At 69.0% G+C, this 25,843-nt stretch carries 25 protein-coding genes; 11 read left to right on the plus strand and 14 right to left on the minus strand.

The window, feature by feature from the left end; genetic code table 11:
- The first annotated feature begins 107 nt into the window (after positions 1-107).
- From METY_RS01830 to dapE, 3 genes are all read left to right on the plus strand, one after another.
- Positions 108-2,072, plus strand: coding sequence for an acetoacetate--CoA ligase (locus tag METY_RS01830; protein ID WP_103119676.1), 1,965 nt, complete (start codon positions 108-110; stop codon positions 2,070-2,072).
- 207 nt (positions 2,073-2,279) lie between these two features.
- A complete protein-coding gene (gene dapD / locus METY_RS01835) occupies positions 2,280-3,122 on the plus strand; it encodes a 2,3,4,5-tetrahydropyridine-2,6-dicarboxylate N-succinyltransferase (protein ID WP_103119677.1) in 843 nt (280 codons plus the stop codon).
- 64 nt (positions 3,123-3,186) lie between these two features.
- On the plus strand, positions 3,187-4,356 hold the full coding sequence (gene dapE, locus METY_RS01840) for a succinyl-diaminopimelate desuccinylase (protein WP_103119678.1): 1,170 nt from the start codon (positions 3,187-3,189) through the stop codon (positions 4,354-4,356).
- A 10-nt stretch (positions 4,357-4,366) separates the two neighbouring features.
- Here dapE and METY_RS01845 read toward each other — a convergent pair whose 3' ends face one another.
- Positions 4,367-4,981: a glutathione S-transferase family protein gene (locus METY_RS01845; protein WP_103119679.1), complete on the minus strand. Its 615-nt coding sequence runs from the start codon at positions 4,979-4,981 to the stop codon at positions 4,367-4,369.
- A gap of 6 nt (positions 4,982-4,987) precedes the next feature.
- The gene (gene mscL, locus METY_RS01850) at positions 4,988-5,416 is read right to left on the minus strand and encodes a large conductance mechanosensitive channel protein MscL (protein WP_200819569.1); all 429 of its coding nucleotides are present in this window, start codon (positions 5,414-5,416) and stop codon (positions 4,988-4,990) included.
- A gap of 350 nt (positions 5,417-5,766) precedes the next feature.
- On the opposite strand from mscL, the gene METY_RS01855 reads away from it, so the two are divergent.
- Positions 5,767-9,291 carry a PAS domain-containing hybrid sensor histidine kinase/response regulator gene (locus tag METY_RS01855; RefSeq protein WP_244593472.1) on the plus strand — a complete coding sequence of 1,175 codons (3,525 nt, stop codon included), beginning with the start codon at positions 5,767-5,769 and terminating at the stop codon, positions 9,289-9,291.
- A 140-nt stretch (positions 9,292-9,431) separates the two neighbouring features.
- Here the strand turns inward: METY_RS01855 and METY_RS01860 are convergent, their stop codons facing one another.
- A complete protein-coding gene (locus METY_RS01860; RefSeq protein WP_200819570.1) occupies positions 9,432-10,103 on the minus strand; it encodes a response regulator in 672 nt (223 codons plus the stop codon).
- 140 nt (positions 10,104-10,243) lie between these two features.
- The gene (locus METY_RS01865) at positions 10,244-10,807 is read right to left on the minus strand and encodes a secondary thiamine-phosphate synthase enzyme YjbQ (protein ID WP_103119682.1); all 564 of its coding nucleotides are present in this window, start codon (positions 10,805-10,807) and stop codon (positions 10,244-10,246) included.
- Between METY_RS01865 and METY_RS01870 the strand changes: the two genes are divergently transcribed.
- Positions 10,806-11,762, plus strand: a complete 957-nt coding sequence (locus tag METY_RS01870) for an alpha/beta hydrolase (protein WP_103119683.1) — start codon at positions 10,806-10,808, stop codon at positions 11,760-11,762. The genes METY_RS01865 and METY_RS01870 overlap by 2 nt on opposite strands.
- A gap of 7 nt (positions 11,763-11,769) precedes the next feature.
- On the opposite strand, the gene METY_RS01875 is transcribed toward METY_RS01870, so the two are convergent.
- From METY_RS01875 to METY_RS01885, 3 genes are all read right to left on the minus strand, one after another.
- The gene (locus METY_RS01875; RefSeq protein ID WP_020187760.1) at positions 11,770-11,982 is read right to left on the minus strand and encodes a hypothetical protein; all 213 of its coding nucleotides are present in this window, start codon (positions 11,980-11,982) and stop codon (positions 11,770-11,772) included.
- A 75-nt stretch (positions 11,983-12,057) separates the two neighbouring features.
- Entirely contained in the window at positions 12,058-12,870 is an 813-nt protein-coding gene (locus METY_RS01880; RefSeq protein WP_103119684.1) for a creatininase family protein, read from the minus strand.
- A gap of 18 nt (positions 12,871-12,888) precedes the next feature.
- A complete protein-coding gene (locus tag METY_RS01885; RefSeq protein ID WP_244593473.1) occupies positions 12,889-13,536 on the minus strand; it encodes a pyroglutamyl-peptidase I family protein in 648 nt (215 codons plus the stop codon).
- A gap of 46 nt (positions 13,537-13,582) precedes the next feature.
- Here METY_RS01885 and METY_RS01890 point away from each other — a divergent pair, with 46 nt between their 5' ends.
- The 4 genes from METY_RS01890 to METY_RS01905 all read left to right on the plus strand — a co-directional run bounded on the left by METY_RS01890 (position 13,583) and on the right by METY_RS01905 (position 16,832).
- Positions 13,583-14,398, plus strand: coding sequence for an ABC transporter ATP-binding protein (locus tag METY_RS01890; protein WP_103119767.1), 816 nt, complete (start codon positions 13,583-13,585; stop codon positions 14,396-14,398).
- 94 nt (positions 14,399-14,492) lie between these two features.
- On the plus strand, positions 14,493-14,981 hold the full coding sequence (locus METY_RS01895) for a MarR family winged helix-turn-helix transcriptional regulator (protein WP_103119686.1): 489 nt from the start codon (positions 14,493-14,495) through the stop codon (positions 14,979-14,981).
- Between the two features lie 148 nt (positions 14,982-15,129).
- A complete protein-coding gene (locus tag METY_RS01900; RefSeq protein WP_103119687.1) occupies positions 15,130-15,879 on the plus strand; it encodes an SDR family NAD(P)-dependent oxidoreductase in 750 nt (249 codons plus the stop codon).
- Complete coding sequence (locus METY_RS01905) at positions 15,879-16,832, plus strand: DMT family transporter (protein WP_103119688.1); 954 nt, start codon at positions 15,879-15,881, stop codon at positions 16,830-16,832. Before METY_RS01900 ends, METY_RS01905 begins: the two co-directional genes overlap by 1 nt.
- A gap of 51 nt (positions 16,833-16,883) precedes the next feature.
- On the opposite strand, the gene METY_RS01910 is transcribed toward METY_RS01905, so the two are convergent.
- The 5 genes from METY_RS01910 to METY_RS01930 form a co-directional block, all read right to left on the minus strand.
- Positions 16,884-17,771, minus strand: a complete 888-nt coding sequence (locus METY_RS01910; RefSeq protein ID WP_103119689.1) for an NAD(P)-dependent oxidoreductase — start codon at positions 17,769-17,771, stop codon at positions 16,884-16,886.
- 9 nt (positions 17,772-17,780) lie between these two features.
- Entirely contained in the window at positions 17,781-18,626 is an 846-nt protein-coding gene (locus METY_RS01915) for a carbohydrate ABC transporter permease (protein ID WP_103119768.1), read from the minus strand.
- A gap of 208 nt (positions 18,627-18,834) precedes the next feature.
- Positions 18,835-19,761: a carbohydrate ABC transporter permease gene (locus tag METY_RS01920; RefSeq protein ID WP_200819572.1), complete on the minus strand. Its 927-nt coding sequence runs from the start codon at positions 19,759-19,761 to the stop codon at positions 18,835-18,837.
- Positions 19,762-19,916: 155 nt separating this feature from the next.
- The gene (locus METY_RS01925; RefSeq protein WP_103119691.1) at positions 19,917-21,221 is read right to left on the minus strand and encodes an ABC transporter substrate-binding protein; all 1,305 of its coding nucleotides are present in this window, start codon (positions 21,219-21,221) and stop codon (positions 19,917-19,919) included.
- A gap of 73 nt (positions 21,222-21,294) precedes the next feature.
- Positions 21,295-22,356, minus strand: coding sequence for an ABC transporter ATP-binding protein (locus tag METY_RS01930; protein WP_103119692.1), 1,062 nt, complete (start codon positions 22,354-22,356; stop codon positions 21,295-21,297).
- Between the two features lie 207 nt (positions 22,357-22,563).
- Between METY_RS01930 and METY_RS01935 the strand changes: the two genes are divergently transcribed.
- Positions 22,564-23,535 (plus strand): 2-hydroxyacid dehydrogenase, encoded by a 972-nt coding sequence (locus tag METY_RS01935; protein WP_103119693.1) that lies wholly within the window; start codon positions 22,564-22,566, stop codon positions 23,533-23,535.
- Positions 23,536-23,566: 31 nt separating this feature from the next.
- Here the strand turns inward: METY_RS01935 and METY_RS01940 are convergent, their stop codons facing one another.
- A complete protein-coding gene (locus tag METY_RS01940) occupies positions 23,567-24,178 on the minus strand; it encodes a queuosine precursor transporter (RefSeq protein WP_103119694.1) in 612 nt (203 codons plus the stop codon).
- A gap of 28 nt (positions 24,179-24,206) precedes the next feature.
- Positions 24,207-24,515, minus strand: coding sequence for a 50S ribosomal protein L28 (rpmB, locus tag METY_RS01945; protein WP_103119695.1), 309 nt, complete (start codon positions 24,513-24,515; stop codon positions 24,207-24,209).
- A 275-nt stretch (positions 24,516-24,790) separates the two neighbouring features.
- On the opposite strand from rpmB, the gene METY_RS01950 reads away from it, so the two are divergent.
- Positions 24,791-25,660, plus strand: coding sequence for a DUF3108 domain-containing protein (locus tag METY_RS01950; RefSeq protein WP_244593474.1), 870 nt, complete (start codon positions 24,791-24,793; stop codon positions 25,658-25,660).
- The last annotated feature ends 183 nt before the right edge of the window (positions 25,661-25,843 follow it).

Here is a 25,843-nt window from a genome sequence, read left to right on the forward strand (position 1 = left end):
AGGGCCAACTCGCCCCAGCGCGGCCTCCTCTTCCCCGCGGCGCGGCCGAGCGTGTAGCTTTCGCAGCGATCACGCCCCGCCTACCGCTCACCGGGAGCCGCCCGCCCATGACGACCGACGCTTCCGAACCGCTCTGGGCGCCAAGCATGCCGCGCATGGCCTCAAGCGCCATGGCGAGCTTCGCCGACAGCGCTGCGGGGCGGGCGCGCCGCAGCCTCAAGACCTTCAAGGACTTGCACGCGTGGTCGATCGAGGATCGCGCGGCCTTCTGGGACCTGGTCTGGGACTTCTGCCATGTCGTCGGCGACAAGGGCGAACGCGTTCTCGAGAACGGCGACGCCATGCCCGGAGCGCAGTTCTTCCCCGAGGCGCGGCTGAATTTCGCCGAGAACCTGCTGCGGCGCGACGGCCCCGGCGACGCCATCGTGTTTCAGGCCGAGGACAAGGCGAGCGCGCGCCTGTCGTTCGACGAGCTGCGCGCGCTGGTCTCGCGCATCCAGCAGGCGCTGGTCGCGGCCGGCGTCGGCGAGGGCGACCGGGTGGCGGCGATGATGCCGAACCGTCCGGAGACGGTCGCCTTCATGCTGGCGACCGCCTCGCTCGGCGCGATCTGGTCGTCCTGCTCGCCGGATTTCGGCGAGCGCGGCGTGCTGGACCGCTTCGGCCAGATCGCGCCCAAGGTCTTCGTCACGGTCGACGGCTACTGGTACGCCGGCAAGCGCATCGAGGTCGCGGCGAAGCTGAAGCCCATCGTGGAGGGCCTACCGACCGCCGAGCGCGCCGTGGTCGTCCCCTATCTCGGCGTCGCCGAAGAGGTGGCTTCGACCTTGCGCGGCGGCGTCTCGCTGGACGCCTTCCTCGACGGCTTCGAGCCCCGGCCGCTCGCCTTCACGCGCCTGCCGTTCGCGCATCCGCTCTACGTGTTGTTCTCGTCCGGCACCACGGGCGTGCCGAAGTGCATCGTGCATTCGGCCGGCGGCGTGCTGCTGCAGCACCTCAAGGAGCATGTGCTGCACTCCGACATCCGGCCGGGCGACCGGGTCTTCTACTTCACCACCTGCGGCTGGATGATGTGGAACTGGCTGGTCTCGAGCCTCGCGGCGCAAGCGACGCTGCTGCTCTACGACGGCTCCCCGTTTCATCCCACTCCGGCCGTGCTGTTCGATTTCGCGGACGCCGAGCAGATGACGTTCCTCGGGACCTCGGCGAAGTGGATCGACGGGGTGAAGAAGCAGGGCCTGCGCCCGCGCGACACCCACGACCTTTCCACGGTGCGCACCATCGCCTCCACGGGCTCGCCGCTCGCGGATTCCAGCTTCGACTGGGTCTACGAGGCGGTGAAGACCGACGTCCAGCTCGCCTCGATCTCGGGCGGAACCGACATCGTCTCCTGCTTCGTCCTCGGAAATCCGCTCGACCCGGTGTGGCGCGGCGAGATCCAGGGCCCGGGCCTCGGGCTCGCCATCGAGGTGCTCGACGACGACGGCCGCCCGCTGGCCTCCGGCAAGGGGGAGCTCTCCTGCGTCAAGGCCTTCCCGGCCATGCCGATCGGCTTCTGGAACGACCCCGACGGCGCGAAGTACCGCGCGGCCTATTTCGAGCGCTTCGACAACGTCTGGGTGCACGGCGACTTCGCGGAGTGGACGACGCACGGCGGACTGATCATCCACGGCCGGTCGGACGCGACGTTGAACCCCGGCGGCGTGCGCATCGGCACGGCGGAGATCTACGCCCAGGTCGAGAAGATGCCCGAGATCGTCGAGGCGCTCTGCATCGGGCAGGAGTTCGACGACGACGTCCGCGTGGTGCTGTTCGTGCGGCTGGCCGAGGGCGCAACCTTGGACGAGGATCTGACCAAGCGGGTGAAGACCCGCATCCGCGAGGGCGCCTCCCCACGGCACGTGCCCGCGAAGGTGGTCGCCGTGGCCGACATCCCGCGCACCAAGTCCGGCAAGATCGTCGAGCTCGCCGTGCGCGAGGTGGTGCACGGCCGCGCGGTGAAGAACAAGGACGCGCTCGCAAACCCCGAAGCGCTCGACCTCTACGCCGACCTGGAAGCGCTGAAGAGCTGAGAGAGCGAGGCTTCGACCCTGTCGTCCTCCGGGCCAACCAGGGGACCTATCTTCGGCGTCGAGCGCCACGACGGACGTGGATGGTCGCATGTGCGGCGCGCTCACCTGGTGGAGGCGCCGTCGAAGCGCGCTCCCCGATTGACAGCCCCGGCCGCGCGCCCCAAACGTCCGAACCCGTTTCAGCCCTTCTCCGCGGAGCCCCACCCCATGAGCCATGCCGACATCGCCAACGTGATCGACGACGCCTGGGAGCGCCGGGCGGAGATCGGCGCCTCCACCAAGGGTCCGGTCCGTGAGGCGGTCGAACAGGCGTTGGCGGCGATGGACAGGGGCGACCTTCGCATCGCTGTGCCGGAGAACGGCGCCTGGACCGTGCACCAGTGGGTCAAGAAGGCCGTGCTGCTGTCGTTCCGCCTCAACGACATGGAGCGCATCCCCGGGGGTCCCGGCGGCGCCGCGTGGTGGGACAAGGTGCCGTCCAAGTTCGACGGCTGGGGCGACGAGCAGTTCAAGGCCGCCGGCTTCCGCGCGGTGCCGGGTTCGATCGTGCGCCGCTCGGCCTATGTGGCGCCCAACGTCGTGCTGATGCCGTCCTTCGTGAACGTCGGCGCCTATGTCGACAGCGGCACGATGGTCGACACCTGGGTGACGGTCGGCTCCTGCGCCCAGATCGGCAAGAACGTGCATCTCTCCGGCGGCGTCGGCATCGGCGGCGTGCTGGAGCCGCTGCAGGCCGGCCCCGTGATCATCGAGGACGACTGCTTCATCGGCGCGCGCTCCGAGGTCGTCGAGGGCGTCGTCGTCCGCAGGGGCTCGGTGTTGTCCATGGGCGTGTTCATCTCGGCGACCACCAAGATCATCGACCGCGCCACCGGCGAGGTCTTCGTCGGCGAGGTCCCGGAATACTCGGTCGTCGTTCCCGGCTCGCTGCCCGGCAAGCCGCTGCCGAACGGCCAGCCCGGCCCGTCGCTCTATTGCGCGGTGATCGTGAAGCGCGTCGACGCCCAGACGCGCTCCAAGACCGCCATCAACGAGCTGCTCAGGGACTGAGGGCCGTTAAACCCGCGATCGTCATGTCCACCTTGCGGGCATGACGGCGCGCAGGACGACGTCAATGACCACTGATCTCGCCGCACTCGACCCCAAAGACCCCGTCGCGGTGGCGCAGGCGCTGATCCGCTGCGAAAGCGTGACGCCGGCGGAGGGCGGCGCTCAGGCGCTGCTCGAGAGCCTGCTTTCGCCGCTTGGCTTCGAGGTCTGGCGGCCGACCTTCTCGGACGAGGGCACGCCGGACGTCGCGAACCTCTACGCACGCCGCGGCGAGGGCGAGGCCTTCGTGCTCGCCGGCCACACCGACGTGGTGCCGACCGGCGACGAGGCGCGCTGGACTGAAGGGCCGTTTTCCGGTGCGATCGCAGGCGGCGAGCTCTACGGCCGCGGCGCGGTCGACATGAAGGGCGCGATCGCCTGCATGGTCGCCGCCGTCGCCCGAGCGCTCGACGGCGGCGCGCTCTCCGGCCCCGTCGCCTTCCTCATCACTGGCGACGAGGAAGGCCCCGCGATCAACGGCACGGCGAAGCTGCTGGAATGGGCGCACGCCCGCGGGGAGCGCTTCTCCGGCTGCCTGCTGGGCGAGCCCACGAACCCGCAAGCGCTGGGCGACGTCGCCAAGATCGGCCGCCGCGGCAGCCTATCCGGCACGGTGACGCTCCCCGGCCTGCAGGGCCACGTCGCCTATCCTCATCTCGCCCGCAACCCCGTGCGCGAGCTCGCGCCAGCGCTCACGGCGCTGATTGGCGAGCCGCTGGACCAGGGCACGGAGCATTTCGAGCCGTCGAACCTCGAAGTGGTCGGCGTCCGCAGCGGGACCGGGGCGTTCAACGTCATCCCCGGCGACGCCGCGTTGCAGTTCAACGTCCGCTACAACGATCTCCACACCGCGGACAGCCTGATGGCGCTGATCCGCGACCGGCTGGACGACACCCTCGGCGCCGGGGCCTACGTCCTCGCGTTCGAGCCCGCGAACGCCGACGCCTTCCTCACCGCGCCGGGACCGCTGGTCGACGCCGTGTCCGGCGCGATCGAGGCCGAAACCGGCCGCCGGCCGGCGCTCACCACCGGCGGCGGCACCTCCGACGCGCGCTTCATCAAGAGCTACTGCCCGGTGATCGAATTCGGCCTCGTCGGCCAGACCATGCACCAGATCGACGAGCGCGTGGCGGTGGCCGACCTCGAGACGCTGACGCGAATTTACGAGCGCGCGCTCGCGGCCGCCTTCGGCTGAGCGCCTGCTGTCAGCCGAACACCTTCTGGTTCGCCGGCCGGGCGGCGATCCGCGCGAGGTAATCGTCGAAACGCTTCGGTTCGGGAAGCCGCCCCCAAGACCGCGTCCATCCAAGCATCGATCCCACCATCACGTCGGCCGCGGTGAAACGAGCGCCCACGATGTAGGGCGTCCGGGCGAGCTGGGCCGCGATCCGCGCCACCGTCGCCTCGAAAGGCGGCCACCCGATCGCGCTTGCGGGCGGCGCAGACGCGCGTGGATAGGCGGCGTCGGCGAGCGCTGGCTCCACCGCCGCCGCCATATAGACGATCCAGTTCAGATAGGCGCCGCGGGCCGGGTCGCTCGGCGGCGGCGCGAGGCCGTCCACCGCCGCGGCGTCTGCCACATGGATCACGATCGCCGCGCTTTCGGTCACCACGGTCGACCAGGTCCCATTGGGGCCGCGGTCGACGAGAGTGGGGAGCTTGCCGTCCGGGTTGAGCGCCAGGAACTCCGGCGCCTTGTGGGTGCGCGCCTCGAAGTCGTGGGGGACGAGTTCGTAAGCCTCGCCGCTTTCCTCAAGCAGCCACCGCACGCGCTGGGCGCGCGACCGCGGATGGTGATGCAGGACGAAGCGCGGAGCCACCGCCCGTCAGACCCGCGCCTGGCGGCCGGCGAGCAGGTCGCGGATTTCCCCGAGCAGCTTCACGTCCGGGGGCGTCTCGGCGGCCGCGGCAGGCTTGGCCTCTTCCTTCTTCTTCAGACGGTTCACCGCCTTGATGATCAGGAACAGGATGAAGGCGATGATCGCGAAGTTGATGGCGATCGTCAGGAAGTTGCCATAGGCGAGCACGGCGCCCTGCTTCTTGGCCTCGGCCAGCGAGGGGGCGGTCACGGCCGATGACAGACCGATGAAGTAGTTCGAGAAATCCAGCCCGCCGACGATCGAGCCAATGATCGGCATGAAGATGTCGCCGACGAGGCTCTCGACGATCTTGCCAAACGCCGCGCCGATGATGACGCCGACCGCGAGATCGACGACATTGCCCTTCATGGCGAATTCTTTGAATTCCTGAAGCACCGACATGTCTGACCCTCAACGCTGCGCCGGCATTGGCCGAATGATCGCTGGACGTTAACGGAGCTTTGACGGAAGGCAAGGCGACGGAGTTCTGGGGGCGCGAAGGTCTCGCGGCTTGCCCGACCCGGACGTGCGAGGGAGGCCGGCGACGGTCGGAAGCAGAAGCGGCCCGTCTGGAATTTCGGTCGCGCTTCGGACGAAGGTCGTCATTCCCCGGTTCATTCGGGGAATCCAGGCTGGTTATCGAGCGTCACGTCGACGGAAGGCTGGATGCCCCGGACAAACCGGGGCATGACGACTTTGAATTTGCGAGCACTCTGAGCTTCCTGGCGGACGTCTGGGTCGGGCGCGTGCTTTTTGGGCTGGAGGCGAACGTGCAGGGCTGGATCATCGTCGCGGTCGCCGCCGCCTATCTCGCCCTTCTGCTCGGCGTCGCGGCCTACGGCGAAGCGCGCCGGCCCGCCTGGCTCGCCGGCCGCATACGTCCGCATCTCTATGCGCTCGGCCTCGGCGTCTACTGCACCGCCTGGGCCTTCGCCGGCGCGATCGGTCTGGCGGCGAGCTCGGGCTGGACCTTCTTCGCGCTGACGCTCGGCGCAGTGGTCGCGATCGGCGCGTTCCGACCGCTCGTCGCGCGCGTGGTTCGGCTCGCCAAGGCCAACAACATCACCTCGATCGCCGACCTGATCGGGGCCCGCTACGGCAAGAGCCAGCGCGTCGCGGGCCTCGTTGCGATCGCCGCCGTGATCGGCGCGACGCCCTATCTCGCGCTGCAGCTCAAGGCGATCACCCTCGCGCTGGGGACGGCGCTGGGGCGCGATCTGCCGGTCGACCCCGCGCTCGCCGCCGCGCTCGCTCTCGCGGTCTTCGCCTGCCTGTTCGGGACCCGCCAAGTGGAGGCGACCGAGCGCCACGAAGGGCTGATGCTGGCGATCGCGACCGAATCGGTGGTCAAGCTCGGGGCGTTCCTCGCCGTCGGCGCGTTTGTGGTCTGGAGCCTATTCGACGGCCCAAAGGACCTCTACGCCCGGGCGTCCGCGGCCGGCGTGCTGGCGCCCTTCGAACACGCGCCCTCGGCCGCCTCCTTCGCCGCGCTCGCGCTGCTCTCGTTCCTCGGCGCTTTCCTGCTGCCGCGCCAGTTCCACGTCACGGTGGTCGAGGCCCGCGACGCCGACGAGACCGCCACCGCGGCCTGGCTGTTTCCACTCTACGCCCTGGCCATGAGCCTGTTCGTCGCGCCGATCGCGGCGGCAGGACTGACAATGTTCGGAGCCGGGCGCGGGGTCGATCCGGACGTCTACGTCCTCGCCCTGCCGCTCGCCGGCGAGGCGCCCTGGGTCGCGGTGATCGCGCTCACCGGCGTGCTGTCGGCCGCGACAGCGATGGTGCTGGTGGAGAGCGTCGCTCTCTCCATCATGGTGTCGAACGACCTCGTCATTCCCGCCCTGCTTAAAGGCCCCGAGACCTCCCGCCCGGACATGAGTCGCCGCCTGCTGGGCTTCCGGCGGCTCGCGATCCTGGTGATCCTCTTGGGCGCCTACGCCGCCCACCGGCTCGCGGGCGCGGCGCAGCTGGCGAGCCTCGGCCTCTTGTCGCTGGCGGCGATCGCCCAGCTTGCGCCGGCCTTCTTCGGCGGCCTCGCCTGGCGGCGCGCGACCGCGCGCGGCGCGATCGCCGGTCTCTCCGTCGGGCTTGCGACCTGGGCTTGGACGCTCGCCGTGCCGGCTCTGGCCAGCCACTGGCCGGGTTCGGTCGCGTTCCTGGACGATGGCCCCTACGGCCTCAGCTGGCTCGCGCCGCGCAGTCTGTTCGGCGCCGGCATGGCCGATCCGCTGGCGCACGGCGTGTTCTGGAGCCTGCTGCTCAACACGCTCGCCTTCGTGCTCGTCTCCCTGCTCCGCGCTCCGTCCCAGATCGAGAGCCAGCAGGCGGAAGCCTTCGCGGACGGGGGCGCGCCGCCTGCGCCGGCGCAGGCTGGCGGCAGCTTGCGCCCCTGGCGCTCGCGCGTGACGACGAGCGACCTCGTCCAGACCGTCGGGCGCTACCTCGGCGCCGAACGGGCCGACCGGGCCTTCGCGGGCTTCGCCCGCGGTCGCGGCGTGCCGTTGGAGTCGAAAGCGGAGGCCGACGTGCAGACGCTGCGCTTCGCCGAGCACCTGCTCGCCTCCGCCATCGGCGCGGCGTCGTCCCGTCTCGTGCTGTCGCTGCTGCTCAGCCGCCGCAACGTGACGACCCAGGACGCGCTGCGCCTGCTCGACGACGCCTCCGCCGCCATGCAGTCGAACCGCGACGTGCTGCAGACCGCGCTCGACAACGCCCGCCAGGGCATCACCGCGATCGACCGGGACATGAAGCTGGTCGCCTGGAACCGCGAGTTCCGGGAGCTGTTCGACCTGCCGGAGCAGATGATCCACGCTGGCGTGGGGCTGGACGACATCTTCCGCTTCAACGCCGCCCGCGGACTCTACGGCCCGGTCCACGAGGAGGAGTTCGTCGCCGACCGCATCCAGCGCTTCGTGGTGCGGCTGGAGACTTTGCGCACCCGCCTGCAGCCCTCGGGCCGCGTGATCGAGATCCGCTCCGCCCGCATGCCGGACGGCGGCGTTGTGACCACCTACACCGACATCACCGAGACGGTGAACGCCCAGCAGGCGCTGGAGCTCGCGAACGAAAACCTCGAGCGCCGAGTGCGCGAGCGCACCCGGGAGCTGACGCGCCTCAACCAAGAGCTCGCCCGCGCCAAGACGGTCGCCGACGAGGCCAACATCTCGAAGACGCGCTTCCTCGCCGCCGCCAGCCACGACATCCTGCAGCCGCTGAACGCCGCGCGCCTGTTCGCGACCAGCCTGGTGGAGCGCACGACCCCTGAGGAGGACTTCGGCCGGCTCTCGCGCAACGTCGACGCCTCGCTGGACGCGGTTGAGGAGATTCTCTCAGCCCTCCTCGACATCTCTCGGCTCGACACCGGCGCGATGAAGCCAGAGCTCTCGGTGTTCCGCCTCGACGAGATCACCGGCCAGCTCGGCCGGGAGTTCGCGCCGGTCGCGGCCGAGAAGGGGCTGAAGCTCGCCGTGGTGCCCACAAGCCTCGCCGTGCGCTCGGATCGTCGGCTCCTCCGCCGCCTGCTTCAGAACCTCGTCTCCAACGCCATCAAGTACACGCCCGCAGGACGCGTCATCGTCGGCGTGCGCCGGCTGCCGGACAGCCGCATCCGCGTGGAGGTCTGGGACACCGGCCTCGGCATCGCCTCAGGCCAGCAACAACTGGTGTTCCGCGAGTTCAAGCGTCTCGAGCAGGGCGCGAAGGTCGCGCCGGGCCTCGGCCTTGGCCTGTCGATCGTGGAGCGCATCGCCCGCGTGCTCGACCACCCCCTGACGCTGCGCTCCAAGCCGGGAATGGGCTCGGTGTTCTCCATCGAGCTGCCGACCGCGGTGGCGCTTCCTGCGCCGAAGCCCGTCGAGGGCCTCGTCGGCTCGCGTGGCGCCGCGCTCGTGGGGCTCGTGGTGCTCGCGATCGACAACGAGCCGGCGATCCTCGACGGCATGGCGACGCTGTTGAGCGGCTGGGGCTGCACCGCGCTCACCGCCGCCAACCAGCGCGAGGCCGAAGCGCTGATGCGCGCGCGCAAGCTAACGCCGGACGCGCTGCTCGCCGACTACCATCTTGACGAGGCGGACGGGCTTGAGGCGATCGTCAATCTCCGTTGGAAGCTCGGGCAGCCCATCCCCGCGATCCTGATCACCGCCGATCGATCGCCGGGCCTGCGGGAGCAAGCCGCGGAAAAGGACATCCAGGTGCTTCCGAAGCCGATCCGCCCCGCCGCGCTCCGCGCGTTGCTCGCCCAGCTCCTCGCCCAGCGCGCCGCGGCGGAGTGAGCGATCGACCCTGACGGGGGCGTCGAGGCTGAGCCCCTCGCTCCGCTCTCCGTGGTCCGGACATGCGAACGGCGCCGAATCCGATTCGGCGCCGTCGCTTCGTCAATCGTGCTCTGGACGGCTGCGCCGGAGCCGGGCTGTCAGCTCGCCGCGCGCTCCGGCCACTGGCCGGCTTCGATCTTGGAGGCGGCGATGACCGCCTGAGTGCGGCTCTCGACGCCGAGCTTGGCGAGGATCGCGGACACGTGGGCCTTCACAGTCGCTTCGGAGACGCTGAGCTCATAGGCGATCTGCTTGTTGAGCAGGCCCTGGCTCAGCATCATCAGCACGCGCACCTGCTGCGGCGTCAGCGTGCCGAGGCGGGAGACGAGCTTCGCGGTCTGGTCGTCGGTCGCCAGCGAAAGGTCGAGGTCCGGCGGCGTCCAGTTGTCTCCCGCCAGCACGGCGCGCACGGCGACTCGCATCTGGGACACGTCGAGGGTCTTGGGGATAAAGCCCGAGGCGCCGAAGTCCATGCAGCGACGAATGGTCGCCGGATCCTCGTTGGCCGACACGACCACGACCGGGATCGCGGGGTATTGCGCGCGGAGGTACATCAGGCCGGAGAAGCCGCTCACGCCGGGCATCGTGAGATCCAGCAGCACCAGATCGAAGGAGGAATCCTCCTCGAGAGCTTTGGTGGCGGCGTCGAAGGATCCAGCTTCGACAATCTCGGCCGCCTCTTCCTTCACCGCTTCTTTAAGTGCGGTGCGGAACAGCGGGTGATCGTCGGCGATGAGCAGGCGGTACGCGGAGGAGTCGGCGATCGTCATCATGAAGTCGTCTTAGCGCCCCCGCCACACGGAAGTCGATGCGTTACGTAGTCCGTGCCCACATCTTCAACACGTTCGCAGCGAAAGACGCAAGATTTCGTTGCAGCGCGAAGACCTTCCTTCCCCTGATGACAGCGCTGTCATAGCGTCGCTCCGATAAAATGAGCCACGATTTCCCGATCGTGGGGCCGATCGCGATGCTCGACGAGATAAATTCCCTGCCACGTCCCGAGCGCAGGGGCGCCGGCGATGACGGGTATCGAGAGCGAAACGCCGGTCAGCATGGTCTTCACATGGGCGGGCATGTCGTCCGGCCCCTCGAGGTCGTGCCGCCATCCAGCGTCGCGCGGGGCCAGCCTGTCCAAGGCGTCCAGAAGGTCGTCGCGCACCTCCGGGCTCGCGTTTTCCTGGATGGTCAGGGAGGCGGAGGTGTGGCGCACGAACAGCGTCAGGAGGCCGTCTCCGGCGCCCCCTTCGGTCAGCGCGGCCGCCACACGCGCGGTCACGTCGACGAGGCCCGGTCCGCGCGTGCGCACGGCGATGCGCGCGATCGATTGATGCGGCGCGGGGCCTGAGGACACGCCGGCGACTGTGGAATCCTGGCTCATCGGCTGAACGTCGCGCCGTCCCGGGCTTGCGGAAAGACCCCCGGCGGCGGTTTCCTTCCAGTCCCGCCGCGCCGCCAGCTTTCCGGACGCCACCATGACGCCGCTTCTGACGATTGACCCCGCCGCCTTCGCGCCCGACGCGGCTCCGGAGGGGACCGTCGCCCTGAACGAGCGCCTGATGGCGCAGGCCGCCGGCGCGCCGGACGCGTGGTCCATCGGCCCCGCGGCGGTGCGCGAGCGACGCAAGCTGGGGCTCAGCCCCTTCATCGGGGAGCCGAAGTCAGAGCGGGCCGAGATCGTCGCGATCCCGGGTCCGGGCGGCCCGCTGCAGCTCAGGGTGATCGCAGCCCCGGCGCGGGCGACCGGCGTCTATCTCCACATCCACGGCGGCGGCTGGACCTTCGGCTCCGCGGACCAGGACGACCCGCGCCTCGATCGCCTCGCCGCGAAGCTCGGCCTCGCCTGCGTATCGGTGGAGTACAGGCTCGCGCCGGAAAACCCCTATCCCGCCGCCCCCGACGACTGCGAGGCGGCGGCCCTCTGGCTGGTCCGCGAGGCGAAGGAACGGTTCGGCGTGGAACGGCTGCTGATCGGCGGCGAATCGGCCGGCGCGCATCTCGCGGTGGTCACCCTGCTGCGGCTGCGCGACCGGCATGGGCTGACGCCTTTTTCCCGCGCGAATCTTACCGCCGGCTGCTTCGACCTCGGCCTCACGCCGAGCGCCCGCAGCTTCCGGCCGGAGGGCCTCGTGCTCGGCGCGCGTGACCTCAGGATGTTCGTCGCCCAGTACCTGCAGGGCGGCGAGGACCGTCAGGCGCCCGACGTGTCCCCGCTCTACGGCGACCTCGCCGGACTGCCCCCCGCGCTCTTCACGGTGGGCGGGCGCGACCCGCTGGTGGACGATACGCTGTTCATGGCCGCCCGCTGGACCGCGGCGGGCAACAGTGCGGAGCTCGCCGTCTGGCCGGGCTCCCCCCACGTCCACGTGGCGCTGCCCGACCCGCAAGCCGAACCGGCGCTGAAACGGATCGAGGCGTTCTTGAAGGAGTGAGGCGGCGCTACGACGCCTTCGCGACCGTGGTCAGAAGCGTGCGGGCGACGTCGGCGGTGACCCGCCGCCGGTACTTCCGGTGGACCAGCTGGCCGTTGTGGTAGACGTCATGCTCCACGTAGAGCATCTCGCCGTCCCAGCGCAGAACGTTGTCGCTCTCCGTGGTCTCGATCACCGCGAGACCCTGGATCAGCTGCCCCTCCTGACGAACGTCCTGCATGGCGGTCGGCTTCCTGTTCTTGAACCTTTTTCGGCGCCCATGGTGGGACGGCTTGCGGCGCTTGTCGAGCCGATCTCAGCGGTCCAGGGGGCCCTTCGACAGCCGGTCGAGCGCGAACCGGCTCACGTCGCGGAGCAGTGCCACGAAAGCCGCCGCGCCGTGGTCGAGAGCGGCCTCGCCCGCTTCCGCCGTCGCGGAGGCGGCGTCGCCGACCGCGCCGGACAGGTGGAGGTCCTGCGTCATCCAGCCAAATCCGGCCGGCGTCGCGGCGCGGAGGTGCGTGAAGTCGCGCTCCATGGCGTAGGTCGCGGAGCGGAAGTGCTCGGCGCGGTCCATCTGCACGAGCTCGGGGCGTAGCGCGCGGATGACCGATGTCTCGATCTCGCCGCCGTGGATGCCGTGCCGGAGCTCGTCGGCGGAAAACAGGCCGGCCGGATAGCCCAGCCGGTGCCAGCTGGTGACCACCGCCAGCATGCCGTGGGCGATCCGAAGATTGCGCGCCACCACGTCGAGCGCGGAGGTGTTGCCGCCGTGGCTGTTGAGCAGGATCAGCTTGCGCACGCCGGCGCGCGCCACCGAGGCCCCGATCTCGGTCCAGGCGCGGATCGTCGTTTCGGCCGAAAGGGTCAGCGTGCCCGGGAAGGCGAGATGTTCTGCCGAAGCGCCGATGGTCTGCATCGGCAGCACCGTGACCGGCAGATCCTCCGGGACCAGCTCCAACGCGCGCTCGAGATAGCCGTCGCCCAGCATGGCGTCGACGCCGACGGGCAGGTGCGGCCCGTGCTGCTCGACGGCCGCCACCGGCAGCACGGCGATCCAGGTCGCCACGTCGCCGTTGCGGAACTCCTCCGTCGTCATCTCGGTCCAGCGGCGGCGGGGCAGCGTCATCGTCGATCCTCGGAGGCGTCAGCTTTCCGCGGCTGAGGCCGCCGCGAAACGCCTGCTATGCATCAGAAGCGCGCGGACCGCACGCCTCATATCGTCCAAAGGCAGCGTCGGCCGGCCGCCCTGCGCCGCGGGCAGACCCTCGGCCGCCTGCTCCGGCAGCAGCGGCAGATGCAGGAACGCCGCGTGCAGGCCTTCGACGCCAAGCGCGAGGTAGAGCGTCTGGTTGCAGAGATGGCGGCCCGCGTCGTGGGAGAGGACGACCGGCAGCCCGTCGCGCGCAAGCTGGTCGGCTGCGCCCGCGAGGTCCGGCCAGGTGGCGTCGCGCGTGTACGGCCCGCTGCCATCGACCGGCCCCAGCGCGCCGCAGCGTCCGCAGACGTCCGGCGTGCGCAGGTCCCGATCGTTCCGGGCGATCCGCTCGAGCGCGAGGTCGGCGCGGCCGGCCGCCTGCCCCATGAGCAGGATGTGCGTCGGTCGATGGGCCGCGAGCGCGACGCGCAGATGGCCGGCGATCGCTTCCGTGTCGACGGGGAGGCGAACGAAGGCGACCGGCCCGCCCCAGAGCGCGGTCAGCGTCGCGCGCTCGTCCTCCAAGGCGTCGAGCAGGCGCTCGGAGCAGTTCCAGCCGCCGTCGAAGGCGCCGAAGGCGGTGATCACCAGGCTCATGTCGCCATCATAGCGGAGCCCGCGCCGCGTCGGCATAGTGCCGCCGATGACGCACAGCCTATCGCCCACGCCCTTCGTCGCGCTCGAACGGGTGTCCAAGACCTTCGCCCAGATCAAGGCCGCTCCGCGAGCCCAAGGGGGCGAGCCCTCGGACCGTCCGATCGCCGCGCTCGACGGGTTCGACCTGAGGGTCGGCGAGGGCGAGGTGGTGGCGCTGCTCGGTCCGTCCGGCTGCGGCAAGTCCACCGCGCTTCGGATGATCGCAGGCCTGACCGAGCCGACCTCGGGCGCCGTCGTCTGGCGCGATCCGGCGGCGGCCGGAGACATCGGCGTGGTGCTGCAGGACCCTACGCTCGCGCCCTGGTCGACGGTTGCGGACAACGTGCGCCTGCCGCTGCGGCTGAAGGGACTGGGCCGCGCGGCTTCGGAGCCGCGGGTGGCGGAGGCGCTGACGCGCGTCGGGCTCGCCGACCGAGCCGGGGCCTATCCCGGGGAGCTCTCCGGCGGCATGCGTATGCGTGTCTCCATGGCGAGGGCCCTCGTCGCCCGCCCGCGCCTGCTGCTGCTCGACGAACCGTTCGGCGCGCTCGACGAGATCACCCGCTTCAAGCTCAACGACGAGTTGCTGGCCCTGAGACGCGAGCATGGATGGGCGGTGGTGTTCGTGACCCACTCCGTCTTCGAATCCGTCTATCTCGCCGATCGGATCGTGGTGATGACGCCGCGGCCCGGCCGGGCGGCGGCCGAGATCGCCGTGTCGGCGGACGAACCGCGCTCTTCAGGCTTTCGCATGAGCCCGGCCTACGCCGCGCTCTGCCGAGGGGTGTCGCAGGCGCTCGAGGCTGCAACCGAAGCGGGATAACAATCATGGCGCCTACGCCTAAAGAGTGAGGCGCCGCAGTCGACTTTAAGAAGTCTCTCACGCATAGCATCGGCTGGGCGGCCGAGGCAGATCAATGAAAAGCCCTTACTCCAAGACCGTCGGTTACGAGCTTGTTCACGCGGCGCGGCTGCACCGCGCCCGCGCCGCGCAGCTCCTCAGTGAACTCGGCCTATTTCCAGGGCAGGAGCAGGTTCTGACGCTGCTCGCCGGCGAAGACCGCACGATGGGCGATCTCGCCGCTCATCTGCGCGTGCGGCCTCCTACGGCCTCGAAGACCGTCGCTCGCCTCGCCGCGCAATCTCTGGTCGAGCGCCGGTCGGCGCCGGGCGGCGACGGCCGCGTGGTGCGCGTCGGGCTCACGGACGAGGGCCGGCGCCGTGCCGAAGCGGTCGAAGGCGTCTGGGCGAGGCTTGAGGCCGAGATGGTGGAAGGGCTGGACGGCAAGGACCGCAAACGGCTGAAGAAGCTGCTCCGCAAGATGGGCCGCACCCTCGGCGATCAGCTGGGCGGAGCGCCGGCGCCCGCGCCGGCGGACGACCTCGCCGAAGAGGCCGACGAGTAACCGTCGCCCTCGCCCTTGGGCCGTCGCATGAGCGGCGCTCATGCCCGGACGCCGCAAAGCGGGCTTGTTCTTTTTTTCATCTCGTGAACATTTTTGGCCTCCGGTCGCGCCGACGAGAAGATCGGCCGATCCCGTTCGAGGATGCGCCTTGGCCAACATCTATGATTTCGCCGACCGCGCCGCGGTCGTCACCGGGGGCGCGCGCGGCATCGGCCGCGCCGTCGCCGAACGTCTGATCGAAGGCGGCGCGCGCGTCGCGCTGTGGGACCGCGACGCGGCGAAGGCCGAAGAGACGGCCCGCGAGCTGGGACCCGCCGCCCTGGCCGTCGCCGTCGACGTGACGGACTACGGTTCGGTGGAGCGCGCCCGCGACGCCACGCTCGACCGATTCTCCCGGATCGACGTTCTGGTGAACAACGCCGGGATCGCCGGCCCCAACGCGCCGACCTGGGAGTATGACCTCGACGCCTGGCGCCAGGTGATGGCGATCAACCTCGACGGCCCGTTCCACTGCTGCCGCGCGGTGGCGCCTGTGATGATCGGCCAGGGCTACGGCCGCATCGTCAACGTCGCCTCGATCGCCGGCAAGGAGGGCAACCCGAACGCCCCCGCCTACTCCGCCTCGAAGGCGGCGCTGATCGCGCTGACGAAATCGCTGGGCAAGGAGCTCGCCGCCTATGACATCGCCGTCAACGCGGTGACGCCGGCGGCCGCTAAGACTGAGATCTTCTCGCAGATGACCGAGGAGTTCATCGGCTACATGCTATCGAAGATTCCACGCGGACGATTCGTCGAGGTGGAGGAGGTCGCGAGCCTCATCGTGTTCGCGGCGTCCAAGGAATGCTCCTTCACCACCGGATCGGTGTTCGACGTGTCGGGCGGCCGGGCGACCTACTGATGGCCGACGGCTCCCCGCGGTTCGCGGGCAATCTGGAGGCGACGAGCGAGGCGGCGCGCGCGGCGCGGCTGAAGGGCATCGGCCTGATGCTGGCGGCGCTCGCCTGCTTCGCGTGCCTCGACGCGATCGCGAAGACGCTGAATCACCAGATGCACGCGATCCAGGCGGTGTGGGCGCGGTACGCCTTTCACTTCCTGCTGGCCTTCGTTTTTCTGAATCCCTGGACCACGCCCGGCATCACGCGGACGAAGAAGCTGCCGCTGCAGATCGGGCGGGCGACGCTCCTGGTGCTCTCGACCGCCAGCAACTTCGTCGCGCTGAAGTACCTGCAGCTCGACGAAGCGATGACCATCACCTTCGCGACGCCGTTCGTGGTCGCGATTTTGGCCGGACCGATGCTCGGCGAGTGGGTCGGGCCCAAACGCCTTGCGGCGATCCTGGTCGGCTTCCTCGGCGTGCTGGTGGTGACCCGGCCGGGGCTCGGCGGGATCCATCCCGCCGCGGCGCTGTCGTTCCTGAACTGCCTGTTCTACGCGCTCTACATCATCACCACGCGCATGCTCGCGGGGCATGACGCCACCTCGACCACGCTGTTCTACTCGAGCCTGATCGGGGCCGCGCTCGTGACGCCGCTCGCGCCTTTCGTCTGGACCTGGCCGACGTGGCAGGGCTGGGCGCTCATGGTCGCTGTCGGCGGTTTCGGCGCGCTCGGCCACTACTTCTTCATCGCCGCCCACAGGCTCGCGCCGGCGGCCGTCCTGTCGCCGTTCATCTACACCCAGCTCATCGCCGCGGCGGCGCTTGGCTTCGTGATCTTCGGCCATGTGCCCGGCCTGTGGACGCTGGCGGGCGCCGGCATCGTCATCGGCTCGGGGCTCTACCTGCTGATGCGCGAGCGCCGCGGCCGCGTGGTGAAGACGGCAGACATCGCCCCCGCCGGACCGGAGCGCTGACGCGGGGGGCGCCCGCGTCTGTCCGGAGTCCGGCGGGAACGACGTCGTCCCTTACGCCTTCTCGATCGTCACGCCGTTGGCCTTCGCCACCAGTTCGGCGATCACCGGCACGTATTCGTCGCCGCGGCCCTGGCTGACAGCGTGGGCGAACATGTTCTTCACCGCGTTCGACAGCGGGTTCGACATCGCGAGGCCGTTCTCGAGCGACTCGAGGTAGAGGCAGTCCTTCAGCGCGTTGCGGGCGGTGAAGCGGAAGGCCTCGGTCTCGCCGTCGATCGCCGAGCGCATGAAGGTGTCGTAGTAGCCGTTCATCATCCGCGTTCCGCGCATCCAAGCGTCGAAGGTCTTGGGCGCGATGCCGGACTTGATGGCGACGGCGAGCGCCTCGGAGTAGAGCGCGCCGTAGCCCTGGGCGACGAAGTTGTTCACGAGCTTCAGCGTGTGGCCGGCGCCGAACGGCCCGACATGCACAACGTTCGAGGCGTAGGTCGACACGATCGGCTTCACCCGCGCGAAGGTCTCGGGATCGCAGCCGACCATGGTGTCGAGCTTGCCCTCCCACGCCTCGTTCGGCGTGCGGGCGAGCGGCGCGTCGACCAGCGTGACGCCGATCGCCTGCAGCTCGGCGTGAAGTTTGGCGGTCGAGGTCGGATCCGCCGTCGAGGCGTCGATCACCAGCGCGCCGGAGGCGAGCCGCCCCTTCAGGCCCGCCACGGTCTCCTCGACCTGCGGCGAACCCGTCACGCAGATCACGACCACGTCGGAGGCGCCGGCGAGCTCGTCCAAGCTCTTCGCTTCGGTCGCCCCGCGCGCGACGAGGTCCTCGACGGCCTCTCGCTTGCGATGCGCGATCACGGTGAGCGGATAACCCTTCTCGACCAGGTTCTTCGCCATGCCGTGTCCCATGAGGCCAAGGCCGACGAAACCGATGCGCTCCATTCCCAAGGCTTACTCCTTCACGGCGCCAGTCATCGACGAGACGTAGTAGTCCACGAAGAACGAGTAGAGGATGACGACCGGCAGGGACCCGAACAGCGCGCCCGCCATCAGCGAGCCCCACTCGTAGACGTCGGAACGCACGAGCTCCGTCAGCACGCCGGTCGGGATCGTCTTGCCCTCCGACGACTGGATGAAGGTCAGCGCGTAGATGAACTCGTTCCACGACAGCGTGAAGGCGAAGATGCCCGCCGAGATCAGGCCGGGCACCGCCAGGGGCAGCATGATCTTGGTGAGGATCTGCCAGCGGCTGGCGCCGTCGATCAGCGCGCACTCCTCCAGCTCGTACGGGATCGAGCGGAAGTAGCCCATCAGCAGCCAGGTGCAGAACGGCACAAGGAAGGTCGGGTAGGTCAGGATCAGCGCGAACTTTGTGTCGTAGAGCCCGAGCTTGAACACCATCAGCGCGAGCGGGATGAACAGGATCGACGGCGGCACGAGATAGGCGAGGAAGATGCCGAGGCCGACGATCTTGGAGCCGCGGAAGCGCAGGCGCTCGATCGCGTAGGCCGCGAACACCGAGGCGACCAGCGACAGCGCGGTGGCGCAGACCGAGATGACGACCGTGTTCCAGAGCCAGTTCGGGTACGAGGTCTGGAACAGCAGATACTTGATGTGGTCGAGCGTCGGTTTCGCCACCCAGAACGGGCTGTAGTTGGCGTAATCGGTCAGCTGCTCGTTCGGTTTGATCGCTGTGATCGCCATCCAGTAGAACGGGAACAGCAGCACGAACACGAAGATCGCGAGCGGTATGTAGATCGTGACGATCTTCCGCGGCAGCTTGTCGTGGAACCCCATGCCGCCTTCGTCGGCGACCTTGGCCTTCTTCGCTCGCGGCGCGGCGGCGGTGTGGACGGCGGTCATGAAAGCCTCGCAGTCGTCATCCCGGCCGCAGCGAAGCGGAGAGCCGGGATCGTGCGCCGGGAAAGGCGCTTTGTCCTTGGGGCGATCCCGGCTCTGTGCGGCTGAGCCGCTTCGTCCGGGATGACGATGAGGGGCCGTTCCATCAGTCCGCTCCCCCCTGCTGCCACTTGCGGCGCTGCAGGCCGAAATAGCTGAACAGGATCGCGCCCAGCAGGAACGGGATCATTGCGACCGCGATCGCGGCGCCTTCGCCCAGATTGCCGCCGGGGATGGCGCGCTGGAACGAGAGCGTCGCCATGAGGTGCGTCGCGTTCACCGGCCCGCCGCGGGTCAGCACGTAGATCAGCTGGAAGTCGGTGAAGGTGAAGAGCACCGAGAAGGTCATCACCACCGCGATGATCGGGGTAAGCATCGGCAGCGTGACGTGGCGGAAGCGCTGCCAGGAGGTGGCGCCGTCGAGCGTCGCGGCCTCGTGCAGCGAGGGCGAGATGGTCTGCAGGCCGGCGAGCAACGTGATGGCCACGAAGGGGATGCCGCGCCAGACGTTCGCCGCGATCACCGAGGCGCGCGCGGCCCAGGGATCGCCCAGGAAGTTGATGTTGCTGTCGATGATCCCGAGCTTGATCAGCGCCCAGGACAGCACCGAGAACTGCGCGTCGAAGATCCACCAGAAGGCGATCGCCGACAGCACGGTCGGCACCACCCATGGCAGCAGCACGACGGCGCGGAAGAACGCCTTGAACGGCAGGTGTTCGTTCAGGATCAGCGCGAGCCAGAGGCCGAGCGCGAACTTCAAGATCGACGCCACGAGCGTGTAGAAGATCGTGTTGAACACCGACAGCAGGAAGACGCTGTCTTCCATCAAGAGCTCGTAGTTCTCGAGCCCGATCCAGATGCCGTCGCGCCCGATCGTGGTGTCGGTGAAGCCGAGATAGACCCCAAGCCCGAGCGGATAGGTCAGGAACACGAGCAGCAGGATCGCCGCCGGCAGCATGAAGACGAGGCCGAGGAGGTGCCGGCTGTGCGCGATCCGCGACGTCAGCGAGCGCCTTGCGGCCGGATGGGTCAGGTGATCTGCGGCGGCGGTCATGCGTGCCTCTGGGCCGTCATCCCGGACGGCGGCGAAGCCGTCGAGCCGGGATCGTCATCAGGAAAGCGCCTCGTCCGGCGGACGACCCCGGATCGGCCTTAAAGCCGTCCGGGATGACGCTCCTCAGGGTCGGATCACGTCCGGTAGTAGCGCTCGGCGCGCTTGGCGGCGCGCTTGACCGCCTCTTCCGGGCTCCGCTGGCCGGTCACGGCTTCGGCGAACATGTCGACGAGCACGTAGTCCGCCATGAAGCCCGCCGATGCGGTGCCGAGCGGGCCGGCGTAGCCGTTCGGGCGGAGCGTCTCCGAGGCGACGGCGTAAGGAGCGGCGAGCGGGTCGGCGGTCCATACCGGGTTGTTCGCGTAGCCCTTCAGCGTCTGGCAGCAGTAGCCGCTCGACTGCGTGACCCAGTCGGCCATCTGCGCCTCGTCGTACATGAACTGCATGTACGCCTTCACCGCGTTGGGGAACTTCGTGTACTTGAACGCGATCAGCGTCGTGACCTGGAACAGCTCGACCTTCTTGCCCACCGGTCCCACGGGGAAGTTCGTGGTCTTCAGATCCGCCGCCATCTCGGCGAGCTTCGGATCCTTCTTGGTGGCGTAGGCGAGTGAGATGCCGTTGGCGGTCATCGACACTTCGCCCGCGAGGAAGGCGCGGTTGTTGTTGACGTCGAGCCAGCTCTCGGTGCCGGGGATGAAGGTCTTGTAGAGCTCGGAGGCGTACTTCACCGCCGCGATCGTCTCGGGGCTGTCGAGCACCACCTTGCTGTTCTCGTCGACCACTTGGCCGCCGTGGCTCCACAGCAGCCAGTGCGCGTAGTTGTTGCCGTCGCCGACGCCGTGGCCATGGGTGAAGCCGGCCGGATGGTTGATGCCCTTGAGCGCCTTGCAGAGCTCGAGGAAGCCCGCGGTGTCCTTCGGGAACTCGGAGAAGCCGGCCTGCTTGACCCAGCTGTCGCGGTAGCACACCGCGTTGCCGATGACCGCAAGCGGCAGGCCGACGAACTTGTCGCCGCTCTTGGCGTAGGACGCCGGACCTTCGTACCAGCCGCCATGGGCCGAGCCGATCTGGCCGGCGATGTCGCTCACGTCCAGCAGCTTGTCGGGATACTGCTGCGGATCGTCGAACCACACGAACATGATGTCCGGACCCGAGCCGACGTTTGCGGCGACCGCCGCCTTCGGACGGATGTCCTCCCAGCTTTCCTTGTCGATCCGAACCTCGACGCCGGTCGCTTCGGTGAACTTCTTGGTGTTCGCGATCCAGGCGTCTTCGTCGCCCTTCACGAAGGGGGACCAGCGCAGGACGCGCAGGCTTGCGCCCTTCTCCGGCTCGATCTTGGCCGCGCCTTGCGCAAAGGCGGGTACGCCGCCGATCAGAGAGGCCGCGCCGAGGCCGGCGCCGGTCGCGAGCACGTCGCGTCGGGTAAACTTCATCGGTTCCTCCTTGGGACGTCCGCCGATCGTTCTTGAGCGCCGGCGGTGCGTCGGAAAAAGACGTCGGGACAAATCAGATTCGGACGCCGGTCTCCGCGTCGAACAGGTGGACCAGGCCCGGGTTCGGAGCGAGCATGATCCTGTCGCCGGGGGCGATGGAGATCCGCTCGCGGAAGATGCCGACGACCTCCTTCTGGCCGAGCTTGGCGAAGACCTGGGTCTCGGAGCCGGTCGGCTCCACCACCACCACTTCGGCCGGAAGTCCGCTGTCGGACACCGTGAAGTGCTCGGGCCGCACGCCGTAGATCGCCGGGCGGCCGTCGGAGGCCGCAGGCGCGCGGGCGAGCGGCAAGTCCACTCCGTCGTCGGTGCGGAAGGTGGCCGAACCGTTGGTCGCCACCTTGCCCTTGATGAAGTTCATGGCCGGCGAACCGATGAAGCCCGCGACGAAGGTGTTCGCCGGGTTGTCGTAGAGATCCAGCGGCGCGCCGATCTGCTCGACGATCCCGTCGTGCATCACCACGATCTTGTCGGCCATGGTCATGGCCTCGATCTGGTCGTGGGTGACGTAGACCGTCGTGGTCTTGAGCCGCTGGTGCAGCTCTTTGATCTCGGTGCGGACCTCGACGCGCAGCTTGGCGTCGAGGTTCGACAGCGGCTCGTCGAACAGGAACACCTGCGGATCGCGCACGATGGCGCGCCCCATGGCGACGCGCTGACGCTGACCGCCGGAGAGCTGGCGCGGGTAGCGGTCAAGCAGCTTTTCCAGCCCGAGGATGCCGGCCGCGGTCTTCACGCGGGCGTCGATCTCGGACTGCGGCGCCTTCTTGAGCTTCATCGAGAAGCTCATGTTGTCCGCCACCGTCATGTGGGGGTAGAGCGCGTAGTTCTGGAACACCATGGCGATGTCCCGCTCCTTCGGCGGCACGTCGTTCACGACCCGCCCGCCGATCAGGATCTCGCCGCCGGTGATGCTCTCGAGACCCGCGATCATCCGCAGCAGCGTCGACTTTCCGCAGCCCGACGGCCCGACCAGGATGACGAACTCGCCGTCCTGGATGTCGACGCTGACGCCATGGATGACGGCGGTCGAACCATAGGCTTTGCGAACGTCGCGAATCTCGACGGATGCCATTCAGTGTCCTCCCTGCGCCGGCCGCGCTCTCGAGGGCGCCGCTCGGCAGAGCCGTCATACGCGATCCGCGCATCAGGCCTGCGCATATTGCACAGATGTTCGGAAGGCGCACAAGAAAATCGGAAGGCCGCTTTCACGTTTTGTGATGGCCTCCGGGAGCGGCTAAAGTCCGCGCGCTCCTCGTCAATCAATCAACAGGATCGCCTCATGACGCGCCCCGTTTTGCTCCTGACCGGCCGCCCGCCGGAGGCGACGCTCGCTGCGCTGGAGGAGGTTTTTGAGACCCATCGCCTGTGGGAAGCGAACCCCGAGGACACCCTCCTTTCGGAGATCGCCGAGGGCGTCCAAGCGATCGGCGTGTTCGGCAAGCGGCCGGTCAACGAGGCGCTGCTGTCGCGCTTCCCGAACCTCGCGATCGTGTCGAACTTCGGCGTCGGCTACGACCTGGTGGACGCCGGCTGGGCCTCGAAGAACGGGGTCGTCGTCACCAACACACCCGATGTGCTGAACGACGAGGTCGCCGACACCGCGGTCGGCCTGCTGATCGCCGCAGTGCGCGAGTTCGGGCCCGCGGAGGCGCATGTGCGCGAAGGGCGCTGGGCGAAAGAGGGCCCCTACCGGCTGACCTCGAGCCTGCGCGGACGCACGGTCGGCGTCGTCGGCATGGGCCGCATCGGGCAGGTGATCGCAAAGCGCCTGCAGGCCTTCGATCTGCCGATCGTCTACCACTCGCGCAAGCCGAACCCGGAGGTGAGCTTCCGGCACTACCCTGATCTCGTCGCCATGGCCCGCGACGTTGATACGCTGATCGTCATCATCCCCGGCGGACCGTCGACGGCGAAGCTCATCAACGCCGAGGTTCTGGAGGCGCTGGACTCCAACGGGGTGGTGGTGAACGTCGCGCGCGGCACGGTGATCGACGAGCAGGCGCTGATCGCCGCGCTTCGGGACGGGGTCATCCTGGCGGCCGGGCTCGACGTGTTCGAGAAGGAGCCGGAGGTGCCGGCCGAGCTGATCGCGCTCCCGAACGCCGTTTTGCTCCCGCATGTCGGCTCGGCCTCCGTCGCCACCCGTGCGGCGATGGCGCAGCTGGTGGTCGACAATCTCACCGCCTTCGCCAAGGGCGAGCCGCCGCTCACGCCGGTGGCGGAGACGCCGTTCTCAGGCTGGAAAAGCTGAGGCCTCCGCTAGCCGTCGCATCTCGCGCGGATCAACGCGCGGCCGTGGCCGTCTCGAACGGGCGGACCGCGCGCATCAGCGCGGCGTAGGGGGCGAGCAGGACGAACGCCCCCACGATCTTCACAAGGAAGTCGAAGCCCGCGAGGCTGATCCACAGCGGAACCGCCGGGCCGACGCCGAACGGCGTCACGGGGGCCGACATCGCGGCGTCGCCGGCGAAGGCGAGCGTGAAGAAGACAGCGGTGTCGACGGCCGAGCCGAGAAGGCTCGCGGCCAGCGGCGCCCGCCACCACGCCAACCGGCGCAGCTTCGAGAACACCGCGACGTCGAGCAATTGGCCGAACAGGAACGCGGCACCAGACGCGATCGCGATGCGCGGCGCAGCCAAACCCAACGACAGCAGCACGGCGGCGGCAAAGCCGACACAGACCACGCGGCGCGCGAGGGCGGGGCCGAACCGTCGGTTCGTCAGGTCCGTGACGAGAAAGGCGAGCGGATAGGTGAACGCGCCCCAGGTCAGCTTGTCCCCGAGACCGAAAGCCTCGACGGGATGCTGGACCAACACGTTCGACGCCGCGACGACCAGGGCCATCGCGGCGGCGGGAACGATCAGACTGGCAGGACCGAGAGCGGGACGCGCCATGAGGTGCGCCCTCCGCGGGACCGCAAGATCAGGAGGCAGCGGCCTCGGCGGCCGGAGCGTCGCCAGACTTGGCGATCTTGCGCTTCAGCTCGCGCGCGCCCTGGCTGAGGTCGAGCTCGGACGCCTTCGTCAGGAAGGCGTCGAGGCCGCCGCGGTGCTCCACCGAACGCAGAGCGTGGGCGGACACCCGCAGGCGGACCGAACGGCCGAGCGCCTCGGAGATCAGCGAGACCTGCACCAGGTTCGGGCGGAACTTGCGCTTGGTCTTGTGGTTCGAGTGGCTGACCTTGTGGCCGCTCAGCACGGCCTTGCCGGTCAATTCGCAGCGCCGCGACATGGGCTGACTCCTGAAAGTGTAGGTCTTCGACCCGTGTGTCGCCGCCGTTCGGACCAGTCGATCCGGGCGCGGGCGCCACGAGCCTCGAATTGAGAAGGCGTCGCTATAGACGCGAGGGCTCGAAGCGTCAAGAAATCAAAGCCGCGCGGGCCCGCCGAGCGAAACGAAGCCTCACAAAGGACCGAATCGGCCTTAGGCTGTATCCTTCGTTTCGTCGCACGCGTCGAACGCGCGCCGTCGTCGACCCAGTCGCTCCGCGAGACCTCAGCCCGCCCATGCCCACGTCAACGCCCGTCTGGACCCGCCGGCGCCTTGGCGCCTCGGCGCTCGCGCTCGCCGCCCTCGGCTGGGCGATTCCCGCCGCCGCGGCCGAAACCCGCGTCCGCGCCCGCTACGACCTGACGCTCGCCGGTTTCGGCATCGGCGCGGCTTCGATGCAGGCGGGGTTCAAGGGCTCATCCTACGACATGAACGTGAGCGCCCGGATGACCGGCCTCGCGAAATTCCTGACCGGAGGCCGCGGCGCCGCCACCTCGCGCGGAGCGTTCCGCGCCGACCATGTGACGCCGACCGCCTACGCCATCAACACCAAGTCCGGCGAGAAGGGCCAGGTGATCCGTTTCGCGCTGGTGTCCGGCGCCGTGCGGACCATGTCGGTCGAGCCCCCGCCCCGGACGGAGGGCATCGTGCCGATCTCCGAAGCCGACAAACGCGGCGTGGTCGATCCCGTGAGCGCGCTGATGATGCCGGTGGCGAGCGGCGGCGACCCGCTGGCGCCCGCGGCCTGCGACCGCACGCTGCCCGTGTTCGACGGCCGCCAGCGCTTCGACGTGGGGCTGAAGTTCGACCGCTTCGAGACGGTGAAACCCTCCACCCCAGGACCCGGCCAGTACGAAGGCAAGGTCGTCGTCTGCAAGGCGGCGTACAAGGCGATCTCCGGCCACCGGCCCGGCCGCAAGCAGGTCGAGTTCATGGAGAGCAACAAGGACATGGAGATCTGGCTCGCGCCAGTCGCCGGGACGCCTGTGTTGCTGCCATGGAAGATCGCCGTGCGCACCGAGATCGGGATGGCGGTCATTGCGGCCAGCTCGTTCACCGTCGGCGCGCCCGCGCAGCGCGCGTCGATCGAGGACAAGGATCTCTGATCCCGCTCGTGGGGCCCGAGGCGGCCTGGGGCTTTCAGCCGCAGAGCGCGGCCTCCGCAGAGCCCATCCGAAATCACGAGTCGATTCAAGCCCTTGGAACGAATCGCGAATTTCTTCCGAGTCGCCGATTCGCCCCCCGTTCGTTCCAGACTCGTTCCGGTCGAGCACCCTCATCCTTGACTC

The organism is Methylopila sp. Yamaguchi, assembly GCF_002897035.1.
Taxonomy (GTDB): domain Bacteria; phylum Pseudomonadota; class Alphaproteobacteria; order Rhizobiales; family Methylopilaceae; genus Methylopila.